This is a genomic window from Burkholderia sp. MSMB1589WGS, from assembly GCF_001636105.1.
Classification (GTDB): Bacteria; Pseudomonadota; Gammaproteobacteria; order Burkholderiales; family Burkholderiaceae; genus Burkholderia; species Burkholderia humptydooensis.
The window spans coordinates 1,662,892-1,674,757 of sequence record NZ_LNJT01000007.1 but is presented as its reverse complement, the minus strand read 5'-3'; the positions used below and the strand labels follow the sequence as shown (position 1 = coordinate 1,674,757).

The window sequence follows — 11,866 nt, the reverse complement described above, 5'->3', positions numbered from 1 at the left end:
ATTACCGGAACGGATGACAGCATGGCTATCAAGATACGCAAACTCGATTCGGCAAGCGAAGGCTTCGCGGCCGAACTGCGCGCGGTGCTCGCGTTCGAGGCGAGCGAAGACGACGCGATCGAGCGCTCGGTCGGGCAGATTCTCGCGGACGTGAAGGCGCGCGGCGACGCCGCGGTGCTCGACTACACGAATCGCTTCGACCGGCTGAACGCGGCAAGCGTCGCGGCGCTCGAGCTGCCGCAGGGCGAGCTGGAAGCGGCGCTCGAGGGCCTCGAGCCGAAGCGTCGCGCGGCGCTCGAGGCGGCGGCCGCGCGCGTGCGCGGCTACCACGAGAAGCAGAAGATCGAGTGCGGCAGCCATAGCTGGCAGTACACCGAGGCCGACGGCACCGTGCTCGGCCAGAAGGTGACGCCGCTTGATCGCGTCGGCCTGTACGTGCCGGGCGGCAAGGCGGCGTATCCGTCGTCGGTGCTGATGAACGCGATTCCGGCGCGCGTCGCGGGCGTCGGCGAGATCGTGATGGTCGTGCCGACGCCGGACGGCGTGAAGAACGATCTCGTGCTCGCCGCGGCGCTGTTGGGCGGCGTCGATCGCGTGTTCACGATCGGCGGCGCGCAGGCGGTGGCCGCGCTCGCGTATGGCACGCAAACGGTGCCCGCCGTCGACAAGATCTGCGGGCCGGGCAACGCGTATGTCGCATCGGCGAAGCGCCGCGTGTTCGGCACGGTCGGCATCGACATGATCGCCGGGCCGTCCGAGATCCTCGTGCTGTGCGACGGCACGACCGATCCGTCGTGGGTCGCGATGGACCTGTTCTCGCAGGCCGAGCACGACGAGCTCGCGCAATCGATCCTGCTGTGCCCGGACGACGCGTTCATCGAGCGCGTCGAGAGGGCGATCGACGAGTTGCTGCCGACGATGCCGCGCGAGGACGTGATCCGCGCATCGCTCGAAGGGCGCGGCGCGCTCGTCAAGGTGCGCGACATGGCCGAGGCGTGCAAGATCGCGAACGACATCGCGCCCGAGCACCTCGAGATCTCCGCGCTCGAGCCGCACCAATGGGGCAAGCAGATCCGCCACGCGGGCGCGATCTTCCTCGGCCGCTACACGAGCGAGAGCCTGGGCGACTACTGCGCGGGCCCGAATCACGTGCTGCCGACGTCGCGCACCGCGCGCTTCTCGTCGCCGCTCGGCGTGTACGATTTCTTCAAGCGCTCGAGCGTGATCGAGGTGAGCGCCGAAGGCGCGCACACGCTCGGCGAGATCGCGTCCGAGCTCGCGTACGGCGAGGGATTGCAGGCGCACGCGAAGAGCGCCGAGTATCGGATGAAAGGGGCGGGCGACCGCCAGAAAGGCTAACGGTAAGCCAGCGCGCAGGTTGCGCGAGACGAGACCAGCCCAAAAAGACGACAACCCGAGACTGCCTGGCGAGGCGGCTCGCGCGGCGCGACCGATGCGCCGCGCGAGCGCCTCGGCCAGGGCCATGCCGGCGCCCGCGCGCCGTTGCCACCATGACTACGCCAGAAGACATCATCCGCCGCGACGTGCTCGCGATGACGAGCTACCCGGTGCCGGACGCGACGGGCTTCGTGAAGCTCGACGCGATGGAGAACCCGTATTCGCTGCCGGCGCCGCTCGCGGCCGAGCTCGGCGAGCGGCTCGCGCAAGTCGCGCTGAACCGCTATCCGGCGCCGCGTCCCGCCGCGCTGATCGACCGGCTGCGCGCCGTGATGGGCGTGCCCGCCGCATGCGACGTGCTGCTCGGCAACGGCTCGGACGAGATCATCAGCATGCTCGCGATGGCGTGCGCGAAGCCGGGCGCGAAGGTGCTCGCGCCGGTGCCGGGCTTCGTGATGTACGAGCTGTCGGCGAAGTTCGCGCAGCTCGAGTTCGTCGGCGTGCCGCTTCGCGCGGACCTGACGCTCGACATCGACGCGATGCTCGCGGCGATCGCCGAGCACCGGCCTGCGCTCGTCTATCTCGCGTACCCGAACAACCCGACGGGCACGCTGTATCCGGACGAGGACATCGAGCGGATCGTCGCGGCGGCCAACACGAGCCTCGTCGTGATCGACGAGGCGTACCAGCCGTTCGCGCAGCGTAGCTGGCTGCCGCGCGCGGCGGAGTTCGACAACGTCGTCGTGATGCGCACGATGTCGAAGCTCGGCCTCGCGGGCATCCGCCTGGGCTATCTGGCCGGGCTGCCCGCGTGGCTCGCGCAGTTCGACAAGGTGCGCCCGCCGTACAACGTGAACGTGCTGACGCAGGCGGCGGCCGGGTTTCTGCTCGAGCGGCTCGACGTGCTCGACGCGCAGGCCGCGCAGCTACGCGACGCGCGCACCACGCTCGCGCACGCGATCGGCGCGCTGCCGGGCGCGACCGTGTTCCCGAGCGCGGGCAATTTCCTGCTCGTGCGGGTGCCGGACGCGGCCGCCGTGTTCGACATCCTTTTGACCGAGCGGGTATTGATCAAAAACGTGAGTAAAATGCACCCATTGCTCGCCAATTGCGTGCGCGTAACGGTTGGGTCTCCCGAAGAAAACGCGCGCCTGCTGGCCGCACTGAAGCTGGCGCTGCCCTGACGGGCCACGCCGGGGCGCCGTCTTTCCCGTCCCCCATTTACCTCAGTCAATGCAAGGAATCACCATGCGCGTGGCGGAAGTCGTTCGCAACACCAGCGAAACGCAGATCCGTGTGAAGCTCGACCTCGACGGCACCGGCAAGCAGAAGCTTGCGACGGGCGTCCCGTTCCTCGACCATATGCTCGATCAGATCGCGCGCCATGGTCTCGTCGATCTCGACATCGAAGCGCATGGCGATACGCACATCGACGACCACCATACGGTCGAGGACGTCGGCATCACGCTCGGCCAGGCCGTTGCAAAGGCAGTCGGGGACAAGAAGGGCATCCGCCGCTACGGCCATTCGTACGTGCCGCTGGACGAGGCGCTGTCGCGCGTCGTGATCGACTTCTCCGGGCGTCCGGGCCTCGAATTCCACGTGCCGTTCACGCGCGCGCGGATCGGCACGTTCGACGTCGACCTGTCGATCGAGTTCTTCCGCGGCTTCGTCAATCATGCGGGCGTGACGTTGCATATCGACAACCTGCGCGGCGTCAATGCGCACCATCAGCTCGAGACCGTGTTCAAGGCGTTCGGCCGCGCGCTCAGGATGGCGGTGGAGCTTGACGAGCGCGCGGCGGGGCAGATTCCGTCGACGAAGGGCAGCCTCTGATTTCCGGCCGGAGCCGAAACGACCTTATTGCGACCCCACTGGCCGCGGCGGCTGCGCCGGCTTGCGATGGATCTGCTCAAATCGTTCATTTCCCTGCTCGCGCTGATCAATCCGCTCGGCGCTGTGCCGTTTTTTCTGAGCCTCACCGCCCAGCAGGCGGAAGCCGAGCGGCGGCGCACGATCCGCATCGCGGCGGTCTCGGTGTTCTGCGTGATCGCGGTGACGACGCTGCTCGGCCAGCAGATCATCGATTTCTTTGGAATCTCGGTGGGCTCGCTCGAAGTCGGCGGCGGGATCATCATGCTGCTGATGGCGATCTCGATGCTGAACGCGCAGATCGGCAATACCCGGTCGACGCCCGAGGAGCGCGACGAGGCGGAGTCGAAGAACAGCGTGGCCGTCGTGCCGCTCGCGATTCCGCTCCTGACGGGGCCGGGCTCGATCAGCACGGCGATCGTCTACGCGGCGAACGCCCGGCACTGGTACGACCGGCTCGGGCTCGTCGCGATCGGCGTGGCGCTCGCGCTCATCTGTTTCTTTGCGATGCGGCTCGCCGAGCCGATCGCGCACTGGATCGGCCGCACCGGCATCAACATCGTCACGCGTCTGATGGGATTGATGCTGTCGGCGCTGGCGGTGGAATTCATCGTCGACGGACTGAAGGCATTGTTGCCTGCACTGACATGAAAACTTCGATTGCGATTGTGGATTATGGAATGGGCAACCTGCGCTCGGTCGCGCAGGCGCTCATGAAGGCGGAGCCCTCGGCCGACGTGAAGATCGTCGACAGGCCCGAAGCGATCCGCGCGGCGGACCGCGTGGTGCTGCCGGGCCAGGGCGCGATGCCCGACTGCATGCGGTGCCTCGGCGAGTCCGGGCTGCAGGAGGCGGTGGTCGAGGCGTCGCGCACGAAGCCGCTCCTCGGCGTGTGCGTCGGCGAGCAGATGCTGTTCGACTGGAGCGCCGAAGGCGACACGAAGGGCCTCGGCCTGCTGCCCGGCAAGGTGCTGCGGTTCGACCTCGAAGGCCGGCTGCAGGACGACGGCTCGCGCTTCAAGGTGCCGCAGATGGGCTGGAACCGGGTGCATCAGACGCAGCCGCACCCGTTATGGGAAGGCGTGCCGGACGATGCGTATTTCTATTTCGTGCACAGCTATTACGTGGTGCCGGACAACCCGGCGCACACCGCGGGCGAAACCCGGTACGGCGACGTCTTCACGTCCGCGGTCGCGCGCGACAACCTCTTCGCGACCCAATTTCACCCGGAAAAGAGCGCCGAAGTGGGGCTGCGGCTGTACCGGAATTTTGTCCACTGGAACCCCTGAACGTGGCGCGAGAGCCACACCCGGCGCGCGCAAAACGCCCGCCGCACGGGCTTCGCGAGCGGATACGCAGAAAGAGTTGTACTAAACTAGCGAGACGGCATCGCGCCGGATGGGCCGGCGCACGCCTTTTGATCTCTTCATTTTTCCCTGACAACACCCGATTGCTATGCTGCTGATTCCGGCCATCGATCTTAAAGACGGTCAGTGTGTGCGCCTCAAACAAGGCGATATGGACCAGGCAACGATTTTTTCCGAGGATCCCGCGGCGATGGCCCGTAAATGGGTCGATCTCGGGGCGCGGCGCCTGCATCTCGTCGACCTGAACGGCGCGTTCGCCGGCAAGCCGAAGAATCTCGAGGCGATCGAGGCGATCCTCGGCGAAGTCGGCGACGAAATCCCCGTGCAGCTCGGCGGCGGCATCCGCAGCCTCGAGACGATCGAGAAGTATCTCGACGCGGGCCTGTCGTACGTGATCATCGGCACGGCGGCGGTGAAGGACCCGGGCTTCCTGCGCGACGCGTGCAGCGCGTTCGCGGGCAACATCATCGTCGGCCTCGACGCGAAGGACGGCAAGGTCGCCACCGACGGCTGGAGCAAGCTCACGGGCCACGAAGTGATCGATCTCGCGCAGAAGTTCGAGGACTACGGCGTCGAGTCGATCGTCTACACGGACATCGGCCGCGACGGGATGCTGCAGGGCATCAACATCGAGGCGACAGTGAAGCTCGCGCAGGCGGTCGGCATTCCGGTGATCGCGAGCGGCGGCCTGTCGAACATCGTCGACATCGAGAAGCTCTGCGAAGTGGAAGACGAGGGCATCGAAGGCGTGATCTGCGGCCGGGCGATCTACTCGGGCGACCTCGATTTCGCCGCCGCGCAAAAGCGTGCGGACGAACTGAACGGCGAGCTCGACGACGCCTGACGCGCCGTCTCGGCACGACGCCTTTTCGCCAAGCCGTCCGCTCGCGCGGGCGGCATTACCCGCGGCATGCCGCGCAACATCATGGCTCTAGCTAAACGCATCATCCCCTGTCTCGACGTGACCGCCGGGCGCGTCGTCAAGGGCGTCAATTTCGTCGAACTGCGCGACGCGGGAGACCCCGTCGAGATCGCTCGGCGCTACGACGAACAAGGCGCCGACGAACTCACGTTCCTCGACATCACCGCGACGTCGGACGGCCGCGACCTGATCCTGCCGATCATCGAGGCGGTCGCGTCGCAGGTGTTCATTCCGCTCACGGTGGGCGGCGGCGTGCGTGCGGTCGAAGACGTGCGGCGCCTGCTGAACGCCGGCGCGGACAAGGTCAGCATGAACTCGTCGGCGGTCGCCAATCCGCAGCTCGTGCGCGACGCCGCGGACAAGTACGGCTCGCAGTGCATCGTCGTCGCGATCGACGCGAAGCGCGTGTCGGCCGACGGTGAGCCGCCGCGCTGGGAAGTCTTCACGCACGGCGGCCGCAAGGACACGGGCCTCGACGCGGTCGAATGGGCGCGCAAGATGGCCGAGCTCGGCGCGGGCGAGATCCTGCTGACGAGCATGGACCGCGACGGCACGAAGGCGGGCTTCGATCTCGCGCTCACGCGCGCGGTGTCGGACGCGGTGCCCGTACCCGTGATCGCGTCGGGCGGCGTCGGCTCGCTCGAGCACCTCGCGGCCGGCATCACCGAAGGCCACGCGGACGCCGTGCTCGCCGCGAGCATCTTCCACTACGGCGAGCACACGGTCGGCGAGGCGAAGCGTTTCATGGCCGCGCGCGGCATTGCAGTGAGGTTGTGATGAACGAACGAGCGAAGCCGGGCGACTGGCTGGGCAAGGTCCGCTGGGACGCGAACGGCCTCGTGCCGGTGATCGCGCAGGACGCGGCGACGAACGACGTGCTGATGTTCGCGTGGATGAACCGCGATGCGCTGGCGAAGACGATCGAGCTGAAGCGCGCGGTGTACTACTCGCGCTCGCGGCAGCGCCTGTGGTTCAAGGGCGAGGAATCGGGCCACGTGCAGCACGTGCGCGAGGTGCGCCTCGACTGCGACGAGGACGTCGTGCTGCTGAAGGTCGAGCAGGTCGAAGGCATCGCGTGCCACACGGGCCGGCGCTCGTGCTTTTTCCAGAAATTCGAGGGCACCGTCGACGACGGCGAATGGGTCGCGGTCGATCCGGTGCTCAAAGATCCCGAACATATCTACAAATGACGCAATCGACGACCGAAGACACGCTGCTGCGCCTGGCCGCCGTGATCGACAGCCGCAAGGGCGGCGATCCCGAGCAATCGTACGTGTCGCGCCTCTTTGACAAGGGCGACGACGCGGTCCTGAAGAAGATCGGCGAGGAAGCGACGGAAGTCGTGCTCGCCGCGAAGGACGTGCGCCAGGGCGGCGCGCCGTCCGCGCTCGTCGGCGAGGTTGCGGACCTGTGGTTCCACTGCCTCGTCGCGCTGTCGCATTTCGACCTGAGCCCAGCCGACGTGATCGCCGAGCTCGAACGCCGTGAAGGGATGTCGGGCATCGAGGAAAAGGCGCTGCGCAAGCGCCGCGAGCGCGAGGAAAACGGCGGGTGAGCCGATGCGGCCGCACGCCGCGCCAGATTTGTCATCAAAGGGGAATAGCATCATGCCGGAGTCGCCGAACCAATTTCCGCCGTCGTACCAGGGCGCGACCGAGAGCGAACGCCAGCAATCGTTGCGCACGCTGACGCACATCCTCTATCTGCTGTACGCGATTCACTGGCTGACGGGCGGCATCACGGGCATCGTCGCGATCATCATCAACTACGTGAAGCGCGACGATGCGGTCGGCACCGCGTATCAGGCGCATTTCGAATGGCAGATCCGCACGTTCTGGCGCGCGCTGATCGCGTATCTGATCGGCTTTGCGCTGCTGTTCGTCGGGATCGGCTTCATCGTGCTGGGCGCGGTGTGGATCTGGACGCTGTACCGTATCATCAAAGGCTGGCTGTACCTGAACGACAACAAGACGCTCGATCCGCAGGCGTGGTTCTGACGCCGCGGGGAACGCGTCGGGGAGCGCGATGAGTCACGACCCGAACTGCCTGTTCTGCAAGATCGCGGCAGGCGAGATTCCGAGCACGAAAGTGCACGAGGACGACGAGTTCGTCGCCTTCCGTGACATCCGGCCCGCGGCCGACACGCACGTGCTCGTGATACCGCGCAAGCATATGGCGACGCTGTCCGCCGTCACCGCGGACGACGCGCCGCTGCTTGGTAGAATGATGGTTCTCGTCGCGCGGCTCGCCGAGCAGTTGGGCTGCGCGTATACGGGCGGCGAAACCGGGTTCCGGACGGTGATCAATACCGGGCCGGGCGGCGGGCAGGAGGTCTATCACCTGCACGCGCATATTCTGGCCGGGCCGCGTCCGTGGCGCCGGATGGGATGAGATGGCGGGTGGCCCGTCATCCGAACGAAGCCGGCACGGGCCGGCGATTTGCGCCGCGAGACCGGCGAGGTTTAGGAGAGTTTCATCATGGGCGGATTGAGTATTTGGCACTGGCTGATCGTGTTGCTGATCGTCGCGCTGGTGTTCGGCACGAAGAAGCTGCGCAACATCGGCAACGATCTCGGCAGTGCGGTCAAGGGTTTCAAGGACGGCATGAAGGAGAGCGAAACGCCCGCCGACCCGCAGCAACTGCCGCGCTCGGGCTCGGTGAACGTCGACGCGAAGGATGCGGCGCGTTCGTCGGATTCGAACAAGGCGTGACGCGCGGAAACTGACGGAGCGTCGCGATGCTCGATCTCGGTCTTTCGAAGATGGCGCTGATCGGCGTCGTCGCGCTCGTCGTGCTCGGCCCCGAGCGGCTGCCGCGCGTCGCGCGCACGGCGGGCGCGCTGTTCGGGCGCGCGCAGCGCTACATCAACGACGTGAAGGCGGAAGTCTCGCGCGAGATCGAACTCGATGCGCTGCGCACGATGAAGAGCGATTTCGAGCAGGCTGCGCACAACGTCGAGAACACGATCCACGACAACCTGCGCGAGCACGAGCGCGATCTGAACGCCGCGTGGAATTCGGTGGTGTCGTCGGGCGATCCGGCTGCCGCCGACGCGTCCGGCGGCCTGGCCGCGGTGTCCGACGGAGCGCCGTGGCGCACTGTCGCCGCTGCGCCGGCGAAGCGCCGCAACTGGCGCGTAAAGAAGACGGCGACGCCCGTCTGGTACAAGCGCGCAACGTTGCGTCGCACGCAGGTGCAGTCGGGCGCCGCGCGTGTTGCGCGGCATCAGCCGTCGAGCCTGCGCCGTCCCGCGCGTTTCTTCTGATCGATGATTCGCGCTAGTCATTTCAACCGAGGGCCGGTGTGAGCGACCCCCAGCACAATCCGGACGAAGGTCCGGAAGAAACCTTCATCTCCCATCTCGTCGAGCTGCGCGACCGCATCATCCGGGCGGGCGCGGCCGTGATCGTCGTGTTCCTCGGGCTCGTCTACTGGGCGCCCGACATCTTCCGGCTGCTCGCGCGGCCGCTGATGGAGAACCTGCCGAAGGGCGGCAAGATGATCGTGACCGACGTCACCGGCTCGTTCTTCGTGCCGATGAAGGTGACGATGCTCGTCGCGCTCGTGATCGCGCTGCCGGTCGTGCTGTACCAGATCTGGGCGTTCGTGGCTCCGGGGCTCTATCAGCACGAGAAGAAGCTCGTCCTGCCGCTCGTCGGCAGCAGCTACGTGCTGTTCCTCTGCGGGATGGCGTTCGCGTACTTCCTCGTGTTTCCGACGATCTTCCGCGTGATGGCGCACTACAACGCGCCGCTCGGCGCCGAGATGTCGACCGACATCGACAATTACCTGAGCTTCGTGCTCGGGATGTTCGTCGCGTTCGGCGTGACGTTCGAGGTGCCGATCGTCGTCGTGCTGCTTGTGCGGATGGGCGTGCTGACCGTGCGCAAGCTCAAGGAAATCCGGCCATACGTGATCGTCGGCGCGTTCGTCGTCGCGGCCGTCGTGACGCCGCCCGACGTGTTCTCGCAACTGATGCTCGCGCTGCCGCTCGTGCTGCTGTACGAGGCCGGGATCATCGCGGCACGGCTTTTCGTGAAGCCGCCCGCGAAGGATGAGGACGAGAGTAAGGCCGCGGCGAACTGACGGGCGTCATTGGCGGGCGTCGGCGGGCGACCGGGATTGGTGCCTGCCGGTCTCGCCGGCGCTCACTCCTCCTCGTCGCTGTTCTGCTCGTCGAGCGCCTGCTTCGGCGGCGGCGGCCGCTTGCCGATCACGACCGTCACGTCGAGCTCCTTGCCCTTGCGCACGACGTGCACCTTCGCCGGCGTGCCGGGCTTGATCTGCGCGACGACGTTCAGCAGCTTCGTCGTGTCGGTGATTTCCTCGCCGTCGATCGACACGAGAATGTCGCCCGGCTTGATTCCCGCCTTGTCGGCCGGGCCGCCCTGCAGCACGCCCGCAACGATCGCGCCCGATTTTTGCGCGAGGCTGAATGATTCGGCGATCTCGGGCGTCACGTCCTGCGGCTCGACGCCGATCCAGCCGCGCGTGACGGTGCCCGTCGTGATGATGCTCTCGAGCACGTTACGCGCGGTCGACACAGGAATCGCGAAGCCGATGCCGAGCGAGCCGCCCGAGCGCGAGTAGATCGCCGTGTTGATGCCGAGCAGGTTGCCGTTCACGTCGACGAGCGCGCCGCCCGAGTTGCCCGGGTTGATCGGCGCGTCGGTCTGGATGAAGTTCTCGAACGTGTTGATGCCGAGGTGGTTGCGCCCGAGCGCGCTGATGATCCCCATCGTGACCGTCTGGCCGACGCCGAACGGGTTGCCGATCGCGAGCACGACGTCGCCGATCCGCGCCTGGTCCGAGCGGCCGAGCGTGATCGTCGGCAGGTTCGTCATGTTGATCTTGAGCACCGCGAGATCGGTTTCCGGATCGCTGCCGATCACCTTCGCGGTGGCCGTGCGGCCGTCGGCGAGCGCGACTTCGATCTGGTCCGCGCCGTCGACGACGTGCTGGTTCGTTAGAATGTAACCCTCCGAGCTTACGATGACGCCCGACCCCAGGTTGGCCGCGGGCTCCTCCTGCTGCCGGCGCGCGTTGCGATCGCCGAAGAAATAGCGAAAGAGCGGATCCTTCGCGCGCGGATCGGGCGGCAGCGAACCGTCCTTGCTGGAGAACACATTGACGACGGCGGGCATCGCCTTTTGCGCGGCGTCCGCATACGAGGATTGAGCAGGCGCGCCGCCGACGCCGGGCGCGACTTCCCGCAGCGCGACGATCGGCGCCGCGAGCTGTTTGCCGAGTTGGCCCTGCCGTTGGAGCCATTGCGGCTTGAGCGTCGCCACGATGAACATCAGTGCGAGCAGCACCGTCACCGCTTGGGCGAAGAACAGCCAGAAGCGTCTAAGCATTTGAAGATACTAGAGGTTTATATGGATCGGATCGAACTTGAATTGTACTTGAACAATACCCTCGAAATCGGGCGGTTCAAGGACTACAGCCCGAACGGCCTCCAGGTGGAGGGCCGTCGAAAGATTGAAAAAATCGCCACCGGCGTGACGGCTTCGCTCGCATTTCTCGATCGCGCCCTCGAATGGGGTGCGGACGCGGTGCTCGTCCATCACGGCTACTTCTGGCGCAACGAGGCGCCGCAAATCACGGGCCGCAAGTACCAGCGCCTGAAGCGCCTGCTCGCGAACGACCTGAACCTGTTCGCGTTCCACTTGCCGCTCGACGCGCATCCCGAACTCGGCAACAACGCGCAGCTCGGCGAGCGCCTCGGCCTCATCGGTGACGCGCATTTCGGCGACCAGGACCTCGGCTGGCTCGCGACGCTGTCGATGCCCGTCACGCTCGAGCACTTCGCCGCGAAGGTCGAGAATACGCTCGGCCGCACGCCGCTCGTGCTCGGCGATTCGGACCAGCAACTGCGCCGCGTCGCGTGGTGCACGGGCGGCGCGCAGAGCTACTTCGACGCGGCGATCGACGCGGGCGCCGACGTGTTCCTGACGGGCGAGGTGTCCGAGCACGTGACGCATGCGGCGGCCGAGAGCGGCGTTGCATTCGTTGCGGCGGGGCACCATGCAACCGAGCGTTTCGGCATCCAGGCGCTCGGTCAGCATTTATCGGAGCGTTTTGACCTCGAGCATATCTTTATCGATATTCATAACCCGGTTTAATCGAGCAAATTGTCGCACTGCATCCTAAACAAAATGCGATGCGGCGTACATTTCGCAAATTATCGGAACGGGAATCTCGATAGCTCGGGGAAACCCTTGATTAATAATAGCTTCAGGAGGTATTTAACGTCCGGGTCTTGTAAATGCCGACTCCATTCGAGCAAACTAGCGGCGGTGTGAA

Annotated in this window: 16 protein-coding genes; 15 read left to right on the top strand and 1 reads right to left on the bottom strand. The window is 66.2% G+C overall.

Translation table 11 applies throughout. From position 1 onward, the window contains the following. Nucleotides 1–21 precede the first annotated feature (21 nt). The 14 genes from hisD (at nucleotide 22) to tatC (ending at nucleotide 9,646) form a co-directional block, all read left to right on the top strand. The gene (gene hisD, locus WT16_RS15590; RefSeq protein WP_063533663.1) at nucleotides 22–1,359 is read left to right on the top strand and encodes a histidinol dehydrogenase; all 1,338 of its coding nucleotides are present in this window, start codon (nucleotides 22–24) and stop codon (nucleotides 1,357–1,359) included. Nucleotides 1,360–1,511: 152 nt separating this feature from the next. Further along, nucleotides 1,512–2,582, top strand: coding sequence for a histidinol-phosphate transaminase (gene hisC, locus WT16_RS15585; protein ID WP_063533662.1), 1,071 nt, complete (start codon nucleotides 1,512–1,514; stop codon nucleotides 2,580–2,582). Between the two features lie 64 nt (nucleotides 2,583–2,646). Then, nucleotides 2,647–3,234 (top strand): imidazoleglycerol-phosphate dehydratase HisB, encoded by a 588-nt coding sequence (gene hisB, locus WT16_RS15580; RefSeq protein ID WP_009913773.1) that lies wholly within the window; start codon nucleotides 2,647–2,649, stop codon nucleotides 3,232–3,234. Nucleotides 3,235–3,300: 66 nt separating this feature from the next. Continuing rightward, nucleotides 3,301–3,921: a YchE family NAAT transporter gene (locus tag WT16_RS15575; RefSeq protein WP_063533661.1), complete on the top strand. Its 621-nt coding sequence runs from the start codon at nucleotides 3,301–3,303 to the stop codon at nucleotides 3,919–3,921. After that, a complete protein-coding gene (hisH, locus tag WT16_RS15570; protein ID WP_063533660.1) occupies nucleotides 3,918–4,559 on the top strand; it encodes an imidazole glycerol phosphate synthase subunit HisH in 642 nt (213 codons plus the stop codon). The genes WT16_RS15575 and hisH overlap by 4 nt, the downstream gene beginning before the upstream one ends. 166 nt (nucleotides 4,560–4,725) lie before the next feature. Next, nucleotides 4,726–5,481 (top strand): 1-(5-phosphoribosyl)-5-[(5-phosphoribosylamino)methylideneamino]imidazole-4-carboxamide isomerase, encoded by a 756-nt coding sequence (gene hisA, locus WT16_RS15565; RefSeq protein ID WP_009888536.1) that lies wholly within the window; start codon nucleotides 4,726–4,728, stop codon nucleotides 5,479–5,481. Nucleotides 5,482–5,562: 81 nt separating this feature from the next. Next, the gene (gene hisF / locus WT16_RS15560) at nucleotides 5,563–6,336 is read left to right on the top strand and encodes an imidazole glycerol phosphate synthase subunit HisF (RefSeq protein WP_015600740.1); all 774 of its coding nucleotides are present in this window, start codon (nucleotides 5,563–5,565) and stop codon (nucleotides 6,334–6,336) included. Continuing rightward, nucleotides 6,336–6,749: a phosphoribosyl-AMP cyclohydrolase gene (gene hisI, locus WT16_RS15555; protein WP_009913768.1), complete on the top strand. Its 414-nt coding sequence runs from the start codon at nucleotides 6,336–6,338 to the stop codon at nucleotides 6,747–6,749. The genes hisF and hisI overlap by 1 nt, the downstream gene beginning before the upstream one ends. Next, on the top strand, nucleotides 6,746–7,114 hold the full coding sequence (locus WT16_RS15550) for a phosphoribosyl-ATP diphosphatase (RefSeq protein ID WP_063533659.1): 369 nt from the start codon (nucleotides 6,746–6,748) through the stop codon (nucleotides 7,112–7,114). The genes hisI and WT16_RS15550 overlap by 4 nt, the downstream gene beginning before the upstream one ends. A gap of 52 nt (nucleotides 7,115–7,166) precedes the next feature. Then, nucleotides 7,167–7,556: a DUF4870 domain-containing protein gene (locus WT16_RS15545; RefSeq protein ID WP_006029360.1), complete on the top strand. Its 390-nt coding sequence runs from the start codon at nucleotides 7,167–7,169 to the stop codon at nucleotides 7,554–7,556. Nucleotides 7,557–7,584: 28 nt separating this feature from the next. Next, the gene (locus WT16_RS15540) at nucleotides 7,585–7,950 is read left to right on the top strand and encodes a histidine triad nucleotide-binding protein (RefSeq protein WP_015601620.1); all 366 of its coding nucleotides are present in this window, start codon (nucleotides 7,585–7,587) and stop codon (nucleotides 7,948–7,950) included. A gap of 87 nt (nucleotides 7,951–8,037) precedes the next feature. Continuing rightward, entirely contained in the window at nucleotides 8,038–8,271 is a 234-nt protein-coding gene (gene tatA / locus WT16_RS15535; protein ID WP_009913767.1) for a Sec-independent protein translocase subunit TatA, read from the top strand. 26 nt (nucleotides 8,272–8,297) lie between these two features. Then, entirely contained in the window at nucleotides 8,298–8,825 is a 528-nt protein-coding gene (gene tatB / locus WT16_RS15530) for a Sec-independent protein translocase protein TatB (RefSeq protein ID WP_063533658.1), read from the top strand. A gap of 38 nt (nucleotides 8,826–8,863) precedes the next feature. Further along, a complete protein-coding gene (gene tatC / locus WT16_RS15525) occupies nucleotides 8,864–9,646 on the top strand; it encodes a twin-arginine translocase subunit TatC (protein ID WP_006029364.1) in 783 nt (260 codons plus the stop codon). A gap of 62 nt (nucleotides 9,647–9,708) precedes the next feature. On the opposite strand, the gene WT16_RS15520 is transcribed toward tatC, so the two are convergent. Beyond that, complete coding sequence (locus tag WT16_RS15520) at nucleotides 9,709–10,917, bottom strand: Do family serine endopeptidase (protein ID WP_009913766.1); 1,209 nt, start codon at nucleotides 10,915–10,917, stop codon at nucleotides 9,709–9,711. 21 nt (nucleotides 10,918–10,938) lie between these two features. Between WT16_RS15520 and WT16_RS15515 the strand changes: the two genes are divergently transcribed. Then, complete coding sequence (locus WT16_RS15515) at nucleotides 10,939–11,685, top strand: Nif3-like dinuclear metal center hexameric protein (protein WP_009913764.1); 747 nt, start codon at nucleotides 10,939–10,941, stop codon at nucleotides 11,683–11,685. Nucleotides 11,686–11,866: the final 181 nt, after the last annotated feature.